The sequence below is a fragment of the Enterobacter cloacae complex sp. S3 genome, from assembly GCF_014930495.1.
Taxonomy (GTDB): Bacteria; Pseudomonadota; Gammaproteobacteria; order Enterobacterales; family Enterobacteriaceae; genus Enterobacter; species Enterobacter asburiae_B.
In genome coordinates this window covers 143,800-164,943 of the sequence record NZ_JADBRD010000023.1, presented here as the reverse complement: position 1 = coordinate 164,943, position 21,144 = coordinate 143,800, and the positions used below count along the sequence as shown (strand labels likewise).

Sequence of the window (21,144 nt, the reverse complement as noted above, 5' to 3'; positions counted from 1 at the left end):
TAATCGTGGGGGCAGGTCACAGGTACCACAACCACCATCACTTTACGGCCCGATTTTTCCAGCTCCGTGAAGAACGCGTCCAGCTCGTCAAAGAACTTCTGCGCACGCACTTTATAATCAGCCGTTTTGCTCACGCCCGGGAAATGGTTACCGTCGTGGAGCGGCAGGGTGTTAAAGAACGTCGCGCTGCGCGGATTACTGTCTTTTTCGATGGTCTGCAGCCAGCGCTGCAGGACGGCAGTATCGTCATAAACGGGCGAGCCGTCGAAGCCCAGCAGAGAGACGGGAAGACCGGTTTGATCCATCAGCGGTGCCTGCATGCCGCCCTGTTCGCGCACCTCTTTCAGGAAGTTACCGAACTGGCCGTTATGCCCCAGCATCAGGTGCTGCGTAAAGCCCAGCTTTGCGAGGTTATCGAACAGATAACACTGGTTGCCGGCGGGTTGATACAGGTTTTTATGCGATGTCTGACCACAGCTTGCACGCAGCAGGCGGATCGCCGCCGGGCCGCTGTACGAGGTGGCAGAGTTGAAATCTTTAAACTGAATATCGAAGTGTGACCACAGAGGATGAGACATCAAACCGGCGGCGTCCACGTCGGCCCAGGAGAGAGAACAGATGTTGATCACCAGCAGTTCAAACGGCTGAGCATCCGCCGGCAGCGCGTCCGGGAATTTAGTCTGTCGCTTGTCTTCCGCGGTATAGAAACTGGAGAGCCAGGCGTTCAGGTTTGTAGAAGTAGGCGGTGCGGTCTGGGTTGGGATATCGCCCACCACAGGCGTATCGCCTGCCGTTGTGACGGTTGCCGCCGCGCTTCCCCCTGTGGTGGTCACCGTGGTGGTCGGTTGACCAGCAGGCCACAGCGAAAAGTTCGGCCCAGCCAGCGTCAGCACGTTAAGCCAGATCATAATCGCGACGACAAACACCGTGACGCGGATCCACTGTGACAGGAACAGCCAGGCAACCAGCAGCACAAATACCGCGCCAATCATCTGCCAGTTAATAAAACGCTCGGTCAGATCGAGGACATAGCTGGCGCTAAAGCCCGCCACCTGCGACCCCTGGCTCATAATGCTGTCCGGCCCCGGTAGCCAGGTATCATGCCAGAACAGCGCAAAGCCGACAGGTATAGCGACCCAGTGGCGCAAGCGATGTAACCTGATATTCGGCAGCGGCATCAGCAGGAAGGCCATAAACACGAGGTTTAGAAGGGGATGGAAATTCAGATAGCCTGCCCACAGCAGGCCAAACTTCACCAGAAAGTAGAAGTTCCAGCCGGAAAGGCCGCGCCAGTATTGCCAGAGCGGCGAGGGTGACGAAGCGGTATAGGTAGAATTAGTCATGTTTTCGGTCTGCCTTGACGTGTGATGCCCGTGTCAGTGTTCCGGCTGGTTTTACATAGCGAGGTTTAATAAACAGCACTCTGGCCGTATCACGGATACGGCGGATGGAATGGCGCGCATAGTAGCCAAGCGGGAAAAAGATCAGCGCACAGAATATAACCAGTTGAATGATATCGCTGATGTTCATGATGATGCGTTCTCCGCGTTGTCTGTTAATAAGCGAAGGGGTTCCGGAACCCGACGCCAGACGTGTCCATCATGTCTGGCATTGAGGATCGGTTTGGCATCGCTCTTGATAGCGAGCGGCTTAACCCATTGTTCAGGCTGGAGCGCACGCATCTGCACCAGCTCCGCGCTAATCGTATTATCTTCGAACCAAATCATACGGTTCGAGAAAATATCCCCTGTAGGCAGAGGGAAGATGTGGTTAAGCGCCGTATCGAGATCGTTTACCCGGCAGAAGGACAAAAACAGCACCAGGCGATTGTCGCCAATGGTCATGATGTCCCCTGTACGGTTCGGGCGACATAAGGTGAGAGCCTGTTCTACGCGAATACCCGGTACAGGACGCAGAGCAACCATGACCCCTTTTCCGTCAGCAGGAAGAAGCGTGTTGTTCATCATGTTGCCCACGGCGTCGCAGAAGGTATCCCATTTTTGGTACCCACGCAGCTTCATCGGCTGCGTCATGGAGAGCAGCGTGGAAATATCTTCCGGTACGTGGCGGCTAAACTGCTGGCCCTGAACGCTTTCGATAAGCGTCAGGCAGCGTGACAGCGGCGCATTCCATGGAATAACCATATTGGCGCCGCAGCCCAGAAGCAGGCGCTCATCGGTGGCGCGCAGGCTGGTATTATTTTCGCGCACGATGATTTTCAACGCACTTCCGCGCTGGCGGCGTAAGGTGTGGATTTGTCGTGCCAGCGTCTCAATCTGGTTATTCTGCATCAGCGAGAAAATAAGGGTTGCCGCCTGGGTTGTGCGGGCTTCATGGAAAAGGGCTTCGTTAGAATCAAACAATGTCCAGTTTTCCGACAGGGCGGGTGCCCCCTCTAAAACCGCGATATGGCTCAGGATGCGTTTTTCATCACTGCGCGGCTGCACCACGGTTTCTTCCTGCTGCGCCAGGTGCCACTCGCCCTCAATATGTTTCAGCGTAAGCTGTTGCCTGGCGCTCACGCCTTTTTCATTACACCAGAATGCAATATCGTAGAGATAGCTGCCTGCCTGGTCACGAATGCTTGCCAGACCGAACAGGGAGCGATATTCGCCCATTAAAAGTGAGAACAGCTTGTCATTATTACTGCCGGGATTGACTATCAATAGCGTGCAATTTTGAAATTTTGCCCATTTATTGATTTTTTCCAGCCAGGGCAGCAGTTTTTCAGCGGGCATATTTTGCAGGACGTTATTTGCGCATTTCAGAATCACAAAATAGTGATCCGGATCAATAGAGCACTGAACGTCGCGGGACAAAAAGTATAGACTATCGGCTTCCGATGTCATGGAAAATAATCGCACCGTCTGGGGGCCGCGACCACTTTCAAGCGTAATAATTTTCTTCGGATCTTCGCCCATGCTAATGACGGCCACGCGGGAATCCTTATCCTGAGCAGCAATTGTCTGGTTTACCAGACTGATAGCATCTTCATTACGGTCCGTATTAATCCACCAGACTCCTCCGACTGGCATGTGGCTCAATTCGTCCCATAATGACTGGATGCCAATAGAAAATATGGAGTCCACGGTGTCCCTCTTTTCGTCTAATTTATCTGTATCTCAGTTTACTAGCGAAAGCGTAGAAATAAACCTAACATTGAAATTAAAGAACATCAGATTTAGCATGTAAATGAAATTTGTCAGGGCAGGAAGCCCCGCAACTTCTTTAGCGTGCGATTTTCCTTAAAGGGATGGAAAAAGAATGGATAATAACGAACCTGGAACCCCAGTCGACTCGACTCTGGGTTACACATTCCAAAACGATTTTCTGGCGCTGACGCAGGCCTTTTCTTTACCTGAAATAGATTACACCGATATTTCCCAGCGGGAACAGTTGGCCGCGGCTATTAAACGCTGGCCGTTATTAGCTGAATTCGCCCATCAACAATAAGGGAGCCATTGATGGCCATACTCGGATTACAGGGTGTCCGTGGCGGTGTGGGTACCACATCAGTTACCGCGGCGCTGGCGTGGTCATTACAGCTTTTAGGTGAATCGGTGCTGGTTATTGACGCCTGCGCCGATAATTTGTTGCGTATGTCGTTTAACGTCGACTTTTCTCGTGAAGAGGGCTGGGCCCGGGCACTGCTTGATGATAAAGACTGGCAGGATGCGGGGATGCGCTATACCTCCCAGCTCGATCTGCTGCCGTTTGGACAACTGAGCACCACGGAACGCGAGAATGAAGCCGCGTATCAGCGCCTGTTTTCGCAGTTCACGCTGGCGCTGCAAACCCTGAAAGAAAAGGGGCACTACAAGTGGATCCTGCTGGATCTGCCGCACGGCGCCGGCACGCTCACTCGACAGCTTATCGCCCAGTGCGATCATATACTTTCCATCGTCAACGTCGATGCGAACTGCCATATCCGCCTGCATCAGCAGGGGCTGCCTCAGAACGCTCACCTTCTGATTAACGATTTGCGCATTGACAGCCAGATCCAGGACGATCTGTATCAGGTCTGGCTGCAAAGCCAGCGCCGTCTGCTTCCCATTGTCATCCATCGTGATGAGGGGATGGCGGAATGCCTAGCGTCTAAGCAACCGCTCGGCGAATACCGCAGCGATTCACTGGCGGCAGAAGAGATCCTGACGCTGGCTAACTGGTGTCTGCTGAACTTCGCCAACAGGGCGGAGCATGCAGGGAGTTCTGTATGAGTCGTCTCGCCAGCTGGTTACTCATCCCACCGGTCAGTTCGCGTTTGAGCGAACATTACCGGCATTTCCGCCGGCACGGTGCTTCGGCATTTAGCGCCGCGCTCGGCTGTTTCTGGATGATTCTGGCCTGGATGTTTATTCCACTCGAACACCCGCGCTGGCAGCGCATACGTGCCCGGCACAGTGAGCTATATCCGCACATTAATCCCAACCGGCCGCGTCCTTTGGATCCGGCGCGATATCTCATTCAGGCCATCTGGCTGGTGGTCACGTCATCCCGCTCAGAGAAAATAACGCCGCACTGGCGCAGCTTCTCCCGCGTCCAGCAGTTACGTGAGCGCTACCACCAGTGGCTGGATAAACTGCCCAACAGCGTAAGCGATAAGACCAGCCATCTGGATAACCATAAAGAGCTCGGGCATCTTCACCCGGGCCTCCGGCGTTTTATCCTCGGCGTGATCGTCGTGTTCTCACTCATTCTGGCGCTGGTCTGTATTACGCAACCTTTCAACCCTCTGGCGCAGTTCACCTTCCTGATCCTGCTGTGGGGCGTGGCGCTGCTGGTCCGCCGTATTCCGGGCCGCTTCTCGGCGCTGATGCTGATTGTGCTGTCGTTGACCGTCTCCTGTCGCTATATCTGGTGGCGTTATACCTCAACCCTGAACTGGGACGACCCGGTCAGCCTGGTGTGCGGCCTGGTGCTGCTGTTTGCCGAAACCTACGCCTGGATCGTGCTGGTGCTGGGCTATTTCCAGGTCATTTGGCCGCTCAACCGCCAGCCGGTTCCGCTGCCTAAAGACACCGCGCAGTGGCCGTCTGTTGATCTCTTTGTACCGACCTACAACGAAGATCTGAGCGTGGTGAAAAACACCATTTATGCCGCGCTGGGCATCGACTGGCCGAAAGACAAGCTCAAGGTCTGGATCCTGGATGACGGCAACCGTCCGGCGTTCCGCCAGTTCGCAGAGGAGGTCGGCGTCAAGTACATCGCTCGTCCGACTCACGAGCATGCGAAAGCCGGGAACATCAACAACGCGTTGAAGTATGCCACAGGGGAGTTTGTCTCGATCTTTGACTGTGACCACGTGCCGACGCGCTCGTTCCTGCAGATGACCATGGGCTGGTTCCTGAAGGAGAAAGAGCTGGCGATGATGCAGACGCCGCACCACTTCTTCTCGCCGGATCCGTTTGAACGTAACCTTGGCCGCTTCCGCAAAACCCCGAACGAAGGCACCCTGTTTTATGGCCTGGTGCAGGACGGAAACGACATGTGGGATGCCACCTTCTTCTGCGGCTCGTGTGCGGTTATCCGCCGTAAGCCGCTGGATGAAATTGGCGGTATCGCCGTCGAAACGGTCACTGAAGATGCGCATACCTCTTTGCGCCTGCACCGTCGTGGCTATACCTCGGCGTATATGCGTATTCCGCAGGCTGCCGGTCTGGCAACGGAGTCACTGTCGGCGCACATTGGTCAGCGTATTCGCTGGGCGCGCGGCATGGTGCAGATCTTCCGTCTCGATAACCCACTGATTGGGAAAGGGCTCAAGCTGGCGCAACGTCTCTGCTACGTCAACGCCATGTTCCACTTCTTATCCGGTATTCCGCGGCTGATCTTCCTGACCGCGCCGCTGGCGTTCCTGCTCCTTCACGCTTATATCATTTACGCCCCGGCGCTGATGATTGCGCTGTTTGTTCTGCCGCACATGATCCACGCGAGCCTGACGAACTCGAAGATACAGGGTAAATACCGCCATTCCTTCTGGAGTGAAATCTACGAAACGGTGCTGGCCTGGTATATCGCACCGCCGACGATGGTGGCGCTGATTAACCCGCACAAAGGGAAATTTAACGTCACCGCCAAGGGCGGCCTGGTGGAAGAGGAGTACGTCGACTGGGTGATCTCCCGTCCGTATATCTTCCTGGTATTGCTGAATATCGTTGGCGTCATCGCCGGTATCTGGCGTTACTTCTACGGCCCGGAAAACGAAATCCTGACCGTCTTTGTGAGTATGGCCTGGGTCTTCTACAACCTGATTATCCTCGGCGGCGCGGTGGCGGTGTCGGTGGAGAGCAAGCAGGTTCGTCGTGCGCATCGCGTTGAAATCTGCATGCCTGCGGCGATCGCCCGTGAAGATGGCCACCTCTTCTCCTGTACCGTGCACGACTTCTCTGACGGTGGTCTGGGGATCAAAATCAACGGCCAGGCGAAGGTGCTGGAAGGCCAGAAAGTTAACCTGCTGCTTAAGCGCGGCCAGCAGGAGTATGTCTTCCCGACGCAGGTTGTGCGCGTGGCGGGCAATGAAGTCGGTTTGCAGCTGATGCCGTTGACTAAAAAGCAACATATCGATTTTGTGCAGTGTACGTTTGCCCGCGCGGATACGTGGGCTCTCTGGCAGGACAGCTTCCCGGAAGATAAACCTCTGGAAAGCCTGCTGGATATTCTGAAGCTGGGGTTCCGTGGCTATCGTCACCTTGCAGAATTCGCCCCGTCGTCGGTGAAATTAATTTTCCGGTCACTTACTTCGCTGGTTTCCTGGGTCGTGTCGTTCATTCCTCGTCGTCCTGAGCGGGATGAGGCGAAGCAGGCGGACCCGGTTATGGCTCAACAATGATGATAACGCGATGAAAACAAAACTTTCCTGGTTATGTGCAGTGGCAATGGGGATGAATGTCCTCCCCGCAACAATGGCTAACGCAGCTCCTGGTAACGCAGCGGCAACCCCTGCGCCAACGGTACCTGTCGTCGCGCAAGCAACCGATCCGGTTGTCACCGCGGCACCTGGTCAAACAGAAAATATCATGCCGAACCAGCCAACGGAGGGGAACACCCTGCCGGCAGACGGCCAGGTCATCGGGCAGGTGATGCCTGGCGTCCGGGGGGCGAATGCGCCCGTCGTCGCAGACAATGCGCCGTCGCGGGACGTGAAGCTGACCTTCGCGCAAATTGCACCGCCTCCGGGCAGTATGGTGCTGCGCGGCATCAACCCTAACGGCGGCATTGAGTTTGGCATGCGTAGCGATGAGGTCGTTTCTAATGCGGTGCTGAACCTGGAATACACGCCGTCGCCGTCTCTGCTGCCGACGCAGTCCCAGCTGAAGGTCTACCTGAATGATGAGCTGATGGACGTACTGCCGGTCACCAAAGAGCAGCTGGGCAAGAAAACCCAGGCGCAGGTGCCGATCAACCCGCTGTTCATCACCGACTTTAACCGTATCCGTCTGGAATTTGTCGGCCACTACCGCGATGTCTGCGAAAACCCTGCCAGCAACACGCTGTGGATGGACGTCGGGCGTAACTCCTCGCTGCAGATGAACTACCAGTCGCTGGCGCTGAAAAACGATCTCTCGGCATTCCCGGTTCCGTTCTTCGATCCGCGTGATAACCGTCCGCTCACGCTGCCGATGGTGTTTGCATCATCCCCGGACGTGACCGAGCAGCTGGCGGCCACCATTGTGGCGTCCTGGTTTGGTTCACGTGCTGGCTGGCGTGGACAGAGCTTCCCGGCGATGTATGACAAACTGCCGGACAGAAATGCCATTGTGTTTGCGACCAACGCGAAACGCCCGGCCTTCCTGCGCGATCATCCGGACGTCAAAGCGCCGACCGTTGAGATGATAAGCCACCCGGAAAACCCGTACGTGAAGCTGCTGGTGGTGTTTGGCCGTGATGATAAAGATCTGGTGCAGGCAGCAAAAGCGATTGCCCAGGGCAACGTCCTTTTCCGTGGCAACAGCGTTGTAGTGGATGAGGTCAAACCGCTGCTGGCGCGTAAACCTTATGATGCGCCAAACTGGGTGCGTACCGACCGTGCGGTGACATTTGGCGAACTGAAAACCTATGAAGAACAGCTGCAGGCGACGGGGCTTGAGCCAGCGCCGATTAGCCTGTCACTGAATCTGCCGCCGGATCTGTATCTGCTGCGTACCAACGGCATTGATATCAATCTGAACTACCGTTATACCGCGCCAGCGACCAAAGACAGCTCGCGCATGGATATCAGCCTGAACAACCAGTTCCTGCAATCGTTCAGCCTGCAAAGCACGCAGGATACTAACCGCCTGATGCTTCGCCTGCCGGTGTTGCAGGGGCTGCTGGACGGTAAAACGGATGTCTCCATTCCGGCACTGAAGCTGGGCGCGATAAACCAGCTGCGCTTTGACTTCCAGTACATGAACCCGACGCCTGGCGGTTCGGCGGAAAACTGCATCACCTTCCAGCCCGTACAGAACCACGTCGTGATTGGCGATGAGTCGACCATCGACTTCTCGAAGTACTATCACTTCCTGGCGATGCCGGATCTGCGCGCCTTTGCTAACGCAGGCTTCCCGTTCAGCCGCATGGCCGATCTCTCTGAGTCCATCGTTGTGATGCCAAAAGCGCCAAGCGAAGGGCAGGTCACGACCCTGCTGGATACCATGGCGACCGTTGGGGGACAGACGGGATTACCGGCGATTAACGTCACGTTGACGGACGATGGCAGCCAGATCCAGAACAAAGATGCTGACATCATGGTGATCGGTACCATTCCGGATAAGCTGAAGGATGACAAACGTATCGATCTGCTGGTGAAAGCGGCCCAGTCCTGGGTTAACACGCCGCTGCGCCAGACCGAGTTCCCGAGCATTATGCCGGATATGAACGACCGTCAGGCCAGCGCGCAGACGACGGTAACGTCTCAGGGGGCAATGGCCGCGGTGGTGGGCTTCCAGTCACCTTACAACGAACAGCGTAGCGTGGTGGCTCTCCTGGCGGACAGCCCGCGCGGGTATGAACTGCTCAATACGGCCATGAACGACAGCGGTAAACGTGCCGCGATGTTTGGATCCGTGTCGGTGATCCGTGAGTCCGGCGTCAATAGCCTGCGCGTGGGCGACGTGTACTACGTGGGCCATCTGCCGTGGTTCGAACGCCTGTGGTATGCGCTGGCTAACCATCCGGTTCTGCTCGCCATCCTGGCGGCGGTCAGCGTGGTCTTGCTGGCATGGGTGCTGTGGCGTCTGCTGCGTATCATCAGCCGTCGTCGCCTGAACCCGGATGAGTAAGATGTGATGAAAGCCTTTCGCTGGTGTGCATTAGCAGCGTTGATGCTGGCGGCGCTTCCTCTTCGCGCCGCCTGTACCTGGCCTGCCTGGGAGCAGTTTAAAAAGGATTACATCAGTGAGGGCGGGCGTGTCGTTGATCCCAGCGACACGCGCAAAATTACGACCTCTGAAGGGCAAAGCTACGCCTTGTTCTTTGCCCTTGCGGCGAACGATCGCAGCGCGTTTGACCAGCTGCTGACCTGGACGCGCGATAATCTTGCCAGCGGCAATCTCAACGACCATCTGCCCGCCTGGCTATGGGGCCAGAAAGATAAAGAGACGTGGGCGGTGATTGATACCAACTCCGCCTCTGACGCCGATGTCTGGATCGCCTGGTCTCTGCTCGAAGCGGGCCGGTTGTGGAAACATCCGGACTATACCCGCACGGGTAAGGCGCTGCTGAAACGCATTGTCAGTGAGGAAGTGGTGAAAGTGCCGGGGCTCGGCGCAATGCTGCTTCCCGGTAAAGTCGGTTTTGCCGATGAAAACGTCTGGCGTTTTAACCCCAGCTATCTTCCTCCGCAGTTAGCGAGTTATTTCACGCGCTTTGGTCCGCCGTGGACCCAGCTTCGTGAAACCAATCAGCGTCTGCTGCTGGAGAGCGCGCCGAAAGGGTTTTCGCCGGACTGGGTTCAGTATCAGAAAAACAAAGGCTGGCGGTTACAGCAGGATAAATCGCTGGTGGGCGGCTACGACGCCATCCGCGTTTATCTCTGGGTGGGAATGATGAGTGATAAAGATCCTCAGAAAGCCCGGCTGCTGACGCGCTTCCAGCCGATGGCGGCAAAGACAATGAAACGGGGTGTGCCGCCGGAGAAAGTGGATGTGGCGACGGGTAAACGCACCGGGAATGGCCCGGTCGGGTTCTCTGCCGCCATGCTACCGTTTTTACAACAACGTGATGCCCAGGCGGTTCAGCGCCAGCGCGTTGCGGACCATTTTCCCGATAACAATGCCTATTACAGCTACGTGCTGACTCTCTTTGGGCAAGGATGGGATCAGCATCGTTTTCGCTTCACCGCAAAAGGTGAATTAATACCGGATTGGGGCCAGGAATGCGCAAGTTCACAGTAAATCTACTCACTTTATCGCTTGGCCTGGCACTGATGCCGATGGCTGAAGCCGCTAACTCTCCGCAGCAGAAACAGCTGCTGGAACAGGTTCGGCTGGGCGAATCGACACAGCGTGAGGATTTGGTTCGTCAGTCGCTTTATCGTCTTGAGCTGATTGACCCGAACAACCCTGACGTCATTGCCGCACGCTTTCGCTACCTGCTGCGCCAGGGCGATAACGCCGGTGCGCAAAAAGAGCTGGATCGTCTGAAAGGGATCGCGCCGGGCTCGAGTGCATACCAGTCATCACGCAACACGATGCTGCTTTCCACCCCGGATGGCCGCCAGCAGCTCCAGCAGGCGCGTTTGCTCGCCACCACGGGACACACGCAGGAGGCGATTGCAGCCTATGACAAGCTGTTTGACGGCAACCCGCCGGGCGGCGACGTGGCGACGGAATACTGGAATGTGGTCGCCAAAGACCCTGCTCGCCGGAATGCGGCCATTAACCAGCTCAAGAAAATCAATACCAGCAGCCCCGGAAATACGCAGCTGCAGGCAACGCTGTCCCAGCTTTTGTTCCAGAGCGGACGCCGTGATGAAGGCTTTGCGGTATTGCAGGAGATGGCTAAATCGACCAACGGGCGCAGCCAGGCGTCTGATATGTGGTATGACCAAATCAAAGGCCAGCCTGCCAGCAGCGCCAGCGTCAGTGCGCTGCAAAAATACCTGAGCGTATTCAGTGACGGCGATAGCGTCGCGGCGGCGCGTGCCCAGCTCGAAGAACAGCAAAAACAGCTCGCTGACCCGGCGTTCCGCGCGAAAGCGGAAGGGCTGGCGGCGGTGGATGCCGGGCAGGGAAGTAAGGCGGTGGCTGAGCTGCAGAAAGCCGTCAGCGCCAACCATGCCGACAGTGAAGCGGTGGGCGCCCTTGGCCAGGCTTATTCCCAGAAAGGCGACCGCGCCCGCGCGGTGGCGCAGTTTGAAAAGGCGATTGCCCTCGATCCCCAGAGCGATAACCGGGGTAAATGGGACAGTCTGCTGAAGGTCAACCGCTACTGGCTGCTGATCCAGCAGGGCGATGCGGCCCTGAAGGCGAATAACCCTGAGCAGGCGGAGCGTTACTATCAGCAGGCACGCAGTATCGACAATACCGACAGTTATGCCGTGCTGGGGCTGGGCGATGCCGCCGCGGCGCGTAAAGATAACGACGCGGCGGAACGTTACTATCGCCAGGCGCTGCGTATGGACAGCGGCAACAGCAATGCGGTCCGCGGCCTGGCTAATATTTACCGCGCGCAGTCCCCGGAGAAGGCCTCGCAGTTTATCCAGTCTCTCTCCGCCAGCCAGCGCCGGAGCATTGATGATATTGAACGCAGTCTGACCAACGAGCAGCTCTCCGCTCAGGCAGAACAGCTGGAAAATCAGGGGAAATACGCCCAGGCGGCAGAGATTCAGCGTCGTCGTCTGGCGCTCTCTCCCGGCGACGTGTGGATAACCTATCGTCTCTCGCGCGATCTCTACAGCGCGGGTCAGCGCAGCCAGGCGGATACCCTGATGCGTCAGCTTGCCAGCCAGAAACCGTCCGACCCGGATCAGGTGTATGCCAACGGGCTCTACCTTTCCGGTAACGATCAGGATCGCGCCGCGCTGGCGCATCTGGACACGCTGCCGCGCAGCCAGTGGAACGGCAATATTCAGGAGCTTGCCGACCGCCTGCAAAGCAATCAGGTGCTGGAAACCGCCAACCGTCTGCGCGACAGCGGAAAAGAGCAGGAGGCGGAAAACCTTCTGCGTCAGCAGCCGACCTCCACCCGCATCGACCTGACGCTGGCTGACTGGGCGCAGCAGCGTGGCGATCTGGCGTCGGCGAAAACGACGTATAACGCCGTTCTGCAGCGTGAACCGCAGAACGAAGACGCGATCCTCGGCCTGACCGAGATTTACAGCGCGCAGGGCGACAAAGATGCCGCGCGCGCAGAGCTGGCGAAACTGCCCGCCGCGCAAAACGGCCAGCCGCTGTCGCTCAACATGCAGCGCCGGATCGCGATGGCGCAGGCAGGTCTGGGCGATTCCGCTGCCGCAGAACAGACCTTCAACAAAATCATTCCGCAGGCTAAATCGCAGCCCGGCTCCATGGAAAACGCGCTGGTGTTACGTGATGCCGCGCGTTTCCAGGCGCAAAACGGTCAGCCTCAGCAGGCGCTGGAAACCTATAAAGACGCGATGGTGTCGACGGGCATCACCACGACGCGTCCGGCCGACAACGACAGTTTCACTCGTCTGACGCGTAACGATGAAAAAGACGACTGGCTGAAGCGCGGCGTGCGCAGCGATGCCGGTGACTTGTACCGTCAGCAGGATGTTAACGTCACGCTGCAGCACGACTACTGGGGCTCCAGCGGCACGGGCGGCTATTCTGACCTGAAAGCGCACACTACCATGCTGCAGGTGGATGCTCCGCTGTCTGACGGGCGCATGTTCTTCAGAAGCGATCTGGTCAACATGGACGCCGGTTCATTTGATAACAATAACGGGACCTACGATCCAAAATGGGGGACCTGCTACGAAACGCCGTGTAGCGGCAACACCCATCAGTCCGACAATGGCGCAAGCGTCGCCGTCGGCTGGCAGAATAAAACCTGGGCGATGGATATTGGCACCACGCCAATGGGCTTTGACGTCGTCGACGTGGTGGGCGGCATCAGCTACAGCAGCGATCTGGGCCCCATCGGCTATACCGTTAACGCCCATCGCCGCCCCATCTCCAGCTCTCTGCTGGCGTTCGCCGGGCAAAAAGATACCAACACCGGCACCACCTGGGGCGGCGTACGTGCCACCGGTGGCGGCGTAAGCATGAGCTATGACAAAGGGGAAGCGAACGGCGTCTGGTCAAGCCTGAACGCGGAAACGCTGACGGGTAAAAATGTGGAAGATAACTGGCGCGTCCGCTGGATGACGGGTTACTACTACAAGCTCATTAATAAAAACAACGAGCGCCTGACGGTCGGCGTCTCCAATATGCTCTGGCACTACGACAAAGACCTGAGCGGTTATACCCTGGGTCAGGGCGGCTACTACAGCCCGCAGGAGTATGTCTCCTTCGCACTGCCGGTGACCTGGCGTAAACGCACGGAGAACTGGTCCTGGGAGCTGGGCGGCTCGGTGTCCTGGTCTCACTCGAAAACCAAAGACGAACTGCGCTACCCGATCCAGAATCTGATCCCGACCGATGAGCCAGACCGCTATACCGACCGGGGCGTGATGGAAACCGGCAGCAGTTCCTCTGGCACGGGTTATACCGCGCGGGCCATTATCGAACGCCGCGTAACGTCCAACTGGTTTGTGGGCATGGGCGTGGATATTCAGGAAGCGAAAGACTATACCCCAAGCCATGCGCTGATCTATGTGCGTTACTCTGCTGCAGGCTGGCAGGGCGATATGGACTTACCGCCGCAGCCGCTCATCCCTTACGCGGACTGGTAATCGGATTATCCTTAATCCATTTGTAAGTCTCTCTTAATAGCGCGGCAATCGGGTATACTCAGGCGCGCCAGGTTTACACCCTGGCGCGCCCTGCGCTTCGAGTTTTGTGGAGAGTCATTTTGCGTGTCAGCCGTTCCTTAACAATCAAACAGATGGCGATGGTTTCTGCCGTCACCATGCTGTTTGTACTACTCTTCTGCGTAATTTTGCTGTTTCATTCCGTACAGCAGAATCGCTATAACACGGCTTCGCAGTTAGAAAGTATCGCGCGATCGGTGCGCGGCCCGCTCTCTGCCGCTATCCTGAAAGGGGATATTCCCGAAGCGGAAACCATTTTAAAACGCATTCAGCCTGCCGGCGTCGTTAGCCGCGCCGATGTCGTCTTGCCCAATCAGTTTCAGGCGCTGCGGATGAGCTTTATCCCGGAGCGTCCCGTCCCGATGATGGTGATGCGCCTGTTTGAACTGCCGGTGCAGATTTCGCTGCCCGTTTATTCGCTTGAACGCCCTGCCAATCCGCAGCCGCTGGCCTACCTGGTATTACAGGCGGATTCCTACCGCATGTATAAATTCGTCATGAGCTGGGTGGTTACGTTAGTGACCACTTGCTTACTTATGACGCTTATTCTCAGCGTGGCGCTCACCTGGTGCATTAACCGGCTGATTGTTCATCCGCTGCGCCGTATCGCCCGCGAGCTGAATACGCTTGCGCCGCAGGATCAGATGGGGCATCAGCTTGAGCTGCCGCGTCTGCATCATGACGATGAGATAGGCATGCTGGTGCGCAGCTACAACCTCAACCAGCAGCGCATTCAGCGCCAGCAGGATGAGTTAAACAGCAGCGCCACGCGCTTCCCGGTGTCGGAGCTTCCCAATAAAGCCTTCCTGATGGCGATGCTGGAGCAGACCGTTGCCCGTCAGCAAACCACGGCGCTGATGGTTATCGCCTGTGAAACCCTGCAGGATACGGCTGGCGTGCTCAGGGAGAGCCAGCGCGAAATGCTGCTGCTGACCCTGGTGGAGAAAGTGAAGTCTGTCCTTGCCCCGCGCATGGTGCTGACCCAGGTCAGCGGTTACGACCTGGTGGTGATTGCCAACGGCGTAAAAGAACCCTGGCATGCGATCACTTTAGGTCAGCAAGTACTCACTGTCATTAATGAGCGGTTGCCCATTCAGGGTATCCAGCTTCGTCCAAGCGCCAGTATCGGTATTGCGATGTACTATGGCGATTTAACGGCAGAGCAGCTTTATCATCGCGCGTTCTCGGCGGCGTTCACCGCCCGGCGCAAAGGCAAAAATCAGATCCAGTTCTTCGCGCCGGAAGAGATGGAAAAGGCGCAGCAGCGCCTGACGGAAGAGAGCGACATCCTGACCGCGCTGGATAACCGCCAGTTTGCCCTCTGGCTACAGCCGCAGGTGAATTTGCTGACGGGAGAAGTGAAAAGCGCCGAGGCACTGCTGCGCGTGCAGCAGCCGGATGGTTCATGGGAGCTGCCGGAAGGGCTGATTGAGCGCATTGAGTCCTGCGGCCTGATGGTTACCGTCGGCTACTGGGTGCTGGAGGAGTCCTGCCGTCAGCTTGCTGCCTGGCAGGAGCGCGGTGTGACGCTGCCGCTGTCGGTCAATTTGTCTGCCGTACAGCTGATGCACCCAACCATGGTTTCAGAGATGCTGGAGCTGATCCATCGTTACCGAATCAAGCCTGATACGTTAACTCTGGAAGTGACGGAGAGCCGACGCATCGACGACCCTAATCAGGCAGTCGCAATTCTGAAACCGCTGCGTAATGCCGGCATTCGCATTGCGCTGGACGATTTTGGCATGGGATACGCCGGGCTGCGTCAGCTTCAGCACATGAAAACCCTTCCGGTGGATGTGCTCAAAATTGATAAAGCGTTTGTCGACGGTCTGCCTGGCGACAGCAGCATGGTGCAGGCGATTATCCAGATGGCGCGCAGCCTCAACCTGCATCTTATTGCCGAGGGGATTGAAACCGAAGCGCAACGCGCATGGCTGGCAGAGGCGGGCGTGGAGAGCGGACAAGGCTTCCTTTTTGCCCCTGCTGTTCCTTCGGATGTCTTTGAAGAACGATACCTTTCTGGTGCTGACAATAACGCAAAAGTGTAATTTTGTTGCTGGCTTGTGCGAGCCAGCTCAAAGTTCTTAACATTTGTGTTTCAAATTTGAACTGAGTTTATTTCTGTCCTGTTATGTGGGTGTTATTTTAAAGCCGCAGGTTAACCATAACCTTACAAAGCCTGTGGTTTTTCTTCCCAAGGACACCTTATGAAAACCTCACTCTTCAAAAGTCTTTATTTCCAGGTCCTGACAGCCATCGCCATCGGTATTCTGCTGGGTCACTATTACCCTGAGCTGGGTGCGCAAATGAAACCGCTTGGCGACGCGTTCGTTAAGCTCATCAAAATGGTCATCGCGCCGGTGATCTTCTGTACCGTCGTGACGGGCATCGCTGGCATGGAAAGCATGAAGGCGGTCGGTCGTACCGGTGCAGTGGCGCTTCTCTATTTTGAAGTGGTCAGTACCCTTGCGCTGATTATCGGTCTGATCATCGTCAACGTGGTGCAGCCGGGCGCGGGGATGAACGTAGACCCGTCAACGCTGGATGCCAAAGCGGTCGCGGTGTATGCCGAGCAGGCGAAGGATCAGGGCGTGGTGGCCTTCCTGCTGGACGTGATACCGGGCAGCGTCATTGGCGCGTTCGCCAGCGGAAACATCCTGCAGGTTCTGCTGTTCGCCGTGATGTTTGGCTTTGCTCTGCACCGTCTGGGCAGCAAAGGCCAGCTTATCTTTAATGTGATCGAAAGCTTCTCCCAGGTGATTTTCGGCATCATCAATATGATCATGCGCCTGGCGCCGATCGGTGCTTTCGGTGCGATGGCCTTCACCATCGGTAAGTATGGCGTCGGTACGCTGGTGCAGCTGGGTCAGCTGATTATCTGCTTCTATATCACCTGTATCCTTTTCGTGGTCGTGGTGCTGGGCTCCATCGCCCGCGCGACGGGTTTCAACATCTTCAAATTTATCCGTTACATCCGCGAAGAGCTGCTGATCGTTCTGGGGACCTCCTCTTCAGAATCCGCGCTGCCGCGTATGCTCGACAAGATGGAAAAGCTGGGGTGCCGTAAATCGGTGGTCGGGCTGGTGATCCCGACGGGCTACTCCTTCAACCTGGACGGCACCTCGATATACCTGACGATGGCGGCCGTGTTTATCGCTCAGGCGACCAACAGCCATATGGATATTTTCCATCAGATTACCCTGCTGGTGGTGCTCCTGCTCTCCTCTAAAGGCGCGGCAGGCGTTACGGGCAGTGGCTTTATCGTGCTGGCTGCTACTATTTCCGCTGTGGGTCACCTGCCGGTGGCGGGTCTGGCGTTGATTCTCGGTATCGACCGCTTCATGTCAGAGGCGCGTGCGTTAACCAACCTGGTGGGTAACGGCGTGGCGACGGTGGTGGTGGCGAAATGGGTGAAAGAGCTGGATCACAAAAAGCTCGACGATACTCTGAATAACCGTTCAACTGACAGCAAAAATCCTGGCTTAACCTCTTAATCTTGTCACAAATGCCCGTATTCCCTTGTCGGGATGCGGGCTCCTGCGCATAATAACTGTTCGTACCTGTCATAATTCGACAAGATTTTTTTTGGGTATATTTCACTTCTGACCGTGACGTTTTGCCGAACGCGCGGTCTAATCGACGTGTTTTCATCGTCATCTTTAAGAGTGAAGCGCGTCGCGAAACACTCTTTTTTAACCAGGAATGTTGATCAGGGGTTCACATGCAGGGCACAAAAATTCGACTCTTAACCGGCGGTTTGCTGATGATGGCAGCAGCCAGTTATGTGCAGGCAGATGCGCTCCAGCCAGACCCGGCCTGGCAACAAGGGACATTAGCGAACGGTTTTCAGTGGCAGGTTTTAGCCACTCCGCAACGTCCCAGTGACCGTGTAGAAATCCGTCTGTCCATTAATACCGGTTCCCTCGCGGAAAGCACTCAGCAAACCGGTTTTAGCCATTTTATTCCCCGGCTGGCGCTCACGCAGAGCGGCAGCCTGCAAGCGGTTCAGGTGCGTTCGCTTTGGCAGCAGGCCATCGATCCGAAACGCCCGCTCCCTCCGGCTGTGGTCTCGTATGACTACACCATGTTTAACCTGAGCCTGCCTAATAACCGTAACGACCTCCTTAAAGAAGCGCTTACGTATCTCTCCGATGCCTCTGGCAATCTGGCGATTACGCCGGACACCGTCAACTATGCGCTGAGCAACAGCGACATGGTGGCGACCTGGCCCGGGGATACCAAAGAGGGCTGGTGGCGTTACCGCCTGAAGGGCTCGACGCTGCTGGGACATGACCCGGCCGAACCGCTGAAACAGCCGGTGGACGCCGAACAGGTAAAATCGTTCTACCAGAAGTGGTATACCCCGGACGCGATGACGCTGATCGTGGTGGGTAACGTGGACAGCCGCGCGGTGGTGGAGCAGATCAACAAAGCGTTTGGTGATTTGAAAGGCAAGCGTGAAACGCCAGCCCCTGTCCCGACGCTCTCTCCGCTGCGTGCAGAGCCTGTCAGCATTATGACGGACGCCGTGCGTCAGGATCGCCTCTCCGTCATGTGGGATAACGCCTGGCAGCCAATCCGCGAGTCCGCGGCGATGTTACGCTACTGGCGTGCCGATCTGGCGCGTGAAGCGCTGTTCTGGCACGTTCAGCAGACGCTGAGCAAGAACAACGTGAAGAATATCGGTCTTGGCTTTGACTGCCGCGTGCTGTTCCAGCGTGCGCAGTGTGCCATCAACGTTGAATCGCCGGGCGATAAGCTGAATGCCAATCTGGGCGTGGTCGCAAAAGAGCTGGCAAAAGTGCGTAAAGAGGGGCTTTCCGAAGAGGAGTTCAACGCTCTCGTGGCGCAGAAAAAACTCGAGCTGCAGAAGCTGTTTGCGACCTACGCTCGCGCCGATACCGACATTCTGATCAGCCAGCGTATTCGCTCCCTGCAGAATCAGGTGGTGGACATTGCGCCGGAACAGTACCAGAAACTGCGTCAGGACTTCCTGAACGGTCTGACCGTCGAGATGCTCAATCAGGACCTCCGTCAGCAGCTGTCGCAGGAGATGGCGTTGATCCTCCTGCAACCGAAGGGCGAGCCGGAATATGACATGAAGGAACTTCAGAAGACCTGGGATTCCATTATGGCTACCGCGCCGCAGCCAGCGCAGGCCGCCACGGCTGATGATTTACATCCGGACGCGACGGATATTCCGCAAGGGCAGTAATGCTTAAACATTCCCTCTCCCTGTGGGAGAGGGTTAGGGTGAGGGCATCAGCCCGCACCCTCCTTAAACAGGCATCGCCTCACGCGGAATAATCGCTCCGCGATACTGAATCACCGTGCTGGCCGTCAGGTGCCCACGCTGTGCCGCCGCTTCCGGCGTTCCACCCGTCAGACGTACCGCCAGATAGCCCGCGCTGAATGAATCACCGGCCGCCGTGGTATCAATCACTTTCTCTCTGGCAAGCTTCACCGCCGGAACGTCAACCAGCGCTTCGCCCGCCACCGCGACCAGGCACGAATCCGCCCCGCGCTTAATCACCACTTCGCTCACGCCAGCCGCCTGCGTGCGTGCAATCACGTCCTCTACCGGTTTCTCACCCCACAGAGCGTCTTCATCGTCGAGCGTCAGGAAGGCGATGTCGGTGCACTGCAGCATCTGCTGATAGATCTGCTGCGTCTCTTCGCGGCTGGCCCACAGGCGCGGGCGGTAGTTGTTATCGAAAATAACCTTGCCGCCGTTTGCACGGCATTCGCGCAGCAGCGAGAGCAGCTTTTCACGGCTGGTAGGGCTCAGGATCGCCAGGCTAATCCCGCTCAGATAGAGGTAGTCAAAGGTCGCCAGCTCTTCGCAGATGGCCGCGGCCGCGTCGCTCTCCAGCCAGAATTTGGCCGCGGCTTCGTTACGCCAGTAATAAAACGTGCGTTCGCCGGTGCTGTCGGTTTCGATGTAATAAAGCCCCGGGAGGCGGTTCTCTATACGCTGAATCAGCGACGTTTCGACATGTTCACTCTGCCAGGCCTCCAGCATTTGCTGGCTGAAGCTGTCCGTACCCAGGGCGGTCACGTAGTTCACGGTGAGCGCCTCAGGCGCGACCTGACGGGCAATATAAACGGACGTGTTTAACGTATCGCCACCAAATCCGCGGCTGACTTCCGCGCCTTTTTGTGACAGCTCAATCATGCATTCGCCAATCACGGCAATTTTTTTGGACATAGTCGTGAACCTGAACAGAAGAAATATCAGCAGTGTGCGCTGAGTGAATTAACCGGTCAACTATATTAAAACAACGTTCCATTATTTTATTTGAGCCAGCGCGTGTTCCCGCGCATTTCTGTCATCTTAATTTCATTTTCCCGGTGAATTGAACATAAAGTTCTCAATTGTCGCGCCGATAATCCTGTGACGAGTCCAGAAAGGCTATCCCAACAACAGGACATCTGAAATGAAGTCAGAGCAGGTTATCCAGCGGCTGAGCACTACGCCTGAGGCAAGTATTGAGAACTTGCAGGAGCATCGCTACTGGCTGCAATGTGAGCGTGCGTACACCTATCAGCCGATCTACCGAACAGATGGTCGACTGATGGCAATTGAAATTTTGACCGTCGTTACGCACCCCTCAAACCCTACTCAGCGCATCGCGCCGGATCGCTATTTTGCCGAAGTTGCCGTTCGCCAGCGCCTGGACGTGCTGGAAGAGCAGCTTCGTATGCTGGCGACGAAGCAGCCCTTTTTCGAACAGCACGATATCCTCGCCTCGGTGAACGTCGATGGTCCAACCCTGCTGGCGCTGCGTCAGAACGCAAAATTGCAGGAGCTGATCGCCACCCTGCCGTGGATGCGCTTTGAGCTGGTGGAGCATGTCCGCCTGCCGCAGGACTCCTCGTTTGCGTCGATATGCGAATACGGCCCGCTGTGGCTGGATGACTTTGGCACCGGCATGGCGAACTTCTCCGCCCTGAGTGAGGTGCGCTACGACTACATCAAAGTGGCCCGCGACCTGTTCATTATGCTGCGTCAGACCCCGGAAGGGCGGAATCTGTTTACGCTGTTATTACAGCTGATGAACCGCTATTGCCAGGGCGTGATTGTTGAAGGTGTGGAAACACTGGAAGAGTGGCGTGATGTGCAAAACTCTCCCGCAGCGGCGGCGCAAGGCTATTATCTCTCCCGCCCGGTACCCATGGATCGCCTCGATAGCGTTATAACGACCCTCTGATAAGCCCGCTTCCCTTTG

The 21,144-nt window shown here is 56.6% G+C and carries 14 protein-coding genes; 10 read left to right on the top strand and 4 right to left on the bottom strand.

The window, feature by feature from the left end; all coding sequences use genetic code 11:
• The 3 genes from bcsG to bcsE form a co-directional block, all read right to left on the bottom strand.
• Positions 1-1,343, bottom strand: a 1,343-nt coding sequence (bcsG, locus tag IM317_RS15455) for a cellulose biosynthesis protein BcsG (RefSeq protein ID WP_193362480.1), incomplete at its 3' end; no start/stop codon positions are given.
• Positions 1,336-1,533: a cellulose biosynthesis protein BcsF gene (gene bcsF / locus IM317_RS15450; RefSeq protein ID WP_024908822.1), complete on the bottom strand. Its 198-nt coding sequence runs from the start codon at positions 1,531-1,533 to the stop codon at positions 1,336-1,338. The genes bcsG and bcsF, both read right to left, overlap by 8 nt.
• Complete coding sequence (bcsE, locus tag IM317_RS15445) at positions 1,527-3,089, bottom strand: cellulose biosynthesis c-di-GMP-binding protein BcsE (protein WP_033146877.1); 1,563 nt, start codon at positions 3,087-3,089, stop codon at positions 1,527-1,529. Before bcsE ends, bcsF begins: the two co-directional genes overlap by 7 nt.
• 175 nt (positions 3,090-3,264) lie before the next feature.
• Here bcsE and bcsR point away from each other — a divergent pair, with 175 nt between their 5' ends.
• From bcsR to IM317_RS15400, 9 genes are all read left to right on the top strand, one after another.
• Positions 3,265-3,453, top strand: coding sequence for a cellulose biosynthesis protein BcsR (gene bcsR / locus IM317_RS15440; RefSeq protein WP_008503237.1), 189 nt, complete (start codon positions 3,265-3,267; stop codon positions 3,451-3,453).
• 11 nt (positions 3,454-3,464) lie between these two features.
• Positions 3,465-4,217, top strand: a complete 753-nt coding sequence (gene bcsQ, locus IM317_RS15435) for a cellulose biosynthesis protein BcsQ (protein ID WP_033146876.1) — start codon at positions 3,465-3,467, stop codon at positions 4,215-4,217.
• The gene (bcsA, locus tag IM317_RS15430; RefSeq protein WP_033146875.1) at positions 4,214-6,829 is read left to right on the top strand and encodes a UDP-forming cellulose synthase catalytic subunit; all 2,616 of its coding nucleotides are present in this window, start codon (positions 4,214-4,216) and stop codon (positions 6,827-6,829) included. The genes bcsQ and bcsA overlap by 4 nt, the downstream gene beginning before the upstream one ends.
• A 10-nt stretch (positions 6,830-6,839) precedes the next feature.
• Complete coding sequence (gene bcsB / locus IM317_RS15425) at positions 6,840-9,260, top strand: cellulose biosynthesis cyclic di-GMP-binding regulatory protein BcsB (RefSeq protein ID WP_049014844.1); 2,421 nt, start codon at positions 6,840-6,842, stop codon at positions 9,258-9,260.
• 6 nt (positions 9,261-9,266) lie between these two features.
• Positions 9,267-10,373 carry a cellulose synthase complex periplasmic endoglucanase BcsZ gene (gene bcsZ, locus IM317_RS15420; protein ID WP_033146873.1) on the top strand — a complete coding sequence of 369 codons (1,107 nt, stop codon included), beginning with the start codon at positions 9,267-9,269 and terminating at the stop codon, positions 10,371-10,373.
• Positions 10,355-13,837, top strand: coding sequence for a cellulose synthase complex outer membrane protein BcsC (gene bcsC / locus IM317_RS15415; RefSeq protein ID WP_033146872.1), 3,483 nt, complete (start codon positions 10,355-10,357; stop codon positions 13,835-13,837). Before bcsZ ends, bcsC begins: the two co-directional genes overlap by 19 nt.
• 119 nt (positions 13,838-13,956) lie before the next feature.
• A complete protein-coding gene (hmsP, locus tag IM317_RS15410; protein WP_033146871.1) occupies positions 13,957-15,963 on the top strand; it encodes a biofilm formation regulator HmsP in 2,007 nt (668 codons plus the stop codon).
• Positions 15,964-16,122: 159 nt separating this feature from the next.
• Complete coding sequence (locus IM317_RS15405; RefSeq protein WP_023309587.1) at positions 16,123-17,409, top strand: dicarboxylate/amino acid:cation symporter; 1,287 nt, start codon at positions 16,123-16,125, stop codon at positions 17,407-17,409.
• A 227-nt stretch (positions 17,410-17,636) separates the two neighbouring features.
• Entirely contained in the window at positions 17,637-19,130 is a 1,494-nt protein-coding gene (locus IM317_RS15400) for a pitrilysin family protein (RefSeq protein ID WP_033146870.1), read from the top strand.
• Between the two features lie 63 nt (positions 19,131-19,193).
• Here IM317_RS15400 and IM317_RS15395 read toward each other — a convergent pair whose 3' ends face one another.
• Entirely contained in the window at positions 19,194-20,123 is a 930-nt protein-coding gene (locus tag IM317_RS15395; protein ID WP_033146869.1) for a sugar kinase, read from the bottom strand.
• 229 nt (positions 20,124-20,352) lie between these two features.
• Between IM317_RS15395 and pdeH the strand changes: the two genes are divergently transcribed.
• Positions 20,353-21,126, top strand: a complete 774-nt coding sequence (gene pdeH / locus IM317_RS15390; RefSeq protein WP_023309584.1) for a cyclic-guanylate-specific phosphodiesterase — start codon at positions 20,353-20,355, stop codon at positions 21,124-21,126.
• Positions 21,127-21,144 lie beyond the last annotated feature (18 nt).

Excerpts from the sequence above, each read along its gene's own strand:
- bcsR (WP_008503237.1), top strand. The coding sequence starts at position 3,265 with ATGGATAATAACGAACCTGGAACCCCAGTCGACTCGACTCTGGGTTAC.
- bcsQ (WP_033146876.1), top strand. The coding sequence starts at position 3,465 with ATGGCCATACTCGGATTACAGGGTGTCCGTGGCGGTGTGGGTACCACA.
- bcsA (WP_033146875.1), top strand. The coding sequence starts at position 4,214 with ATGAGTCGTCTCGCCAGCTGGTTACTCATCCCACCGGTCAGTTCGCGT.
- bcsB (WP_049014844.1), top strand. The coding sequence starts at position 6,840 with ATGAAAACAAAACTTTCCTGGTTATGTGCAGTGGCAATGGGGATGAAT.
- bcsZ (WP_033146873.1), top strand. The coding sequence starts at position 9,267 with ATGAAAGCCTTTCGCTGGTGTGCATTAGCAGCGTTGATGCTGGCGGCG.
- bcsC (WP_033146872.1), top strand. The coding sequence starts at position 10,355 with ATGCGCAAGTTCACAGTAAATCTACTCACTTTATCGCTTGGCCTGGCA.
- IM317_RS15405 (WP_023309587.1), top strand. The coding sequence starts at position 16,123 with ATGAAAACCTCACTCTTCAAAAGTCTTTATTTCCAGGTCCTGACAGCC.
- IM317_RS15400 (WP_033146870.1), top strand. The coding sequence starts at position 17,637 with ATGCAGGGCACAAAAATTCGACTCTTAACCGGCGGTTTGCTGATGATG.
- IM317_RS15395 (WP_033146869.1), bottom strand. The coding sequence starts at position 20,123 with ATGTCCAAAAAAATTGCCGTGATTGGCGAATGCATGATTGAGCTGTCA.
- pdeH (WP_023309584.1), top strand. The coding sequence starts at position 20,353 with ATGAAGTCAGAGCAGGTTATCCAGCGGCTGAGCACTACGCCTGAGGCA.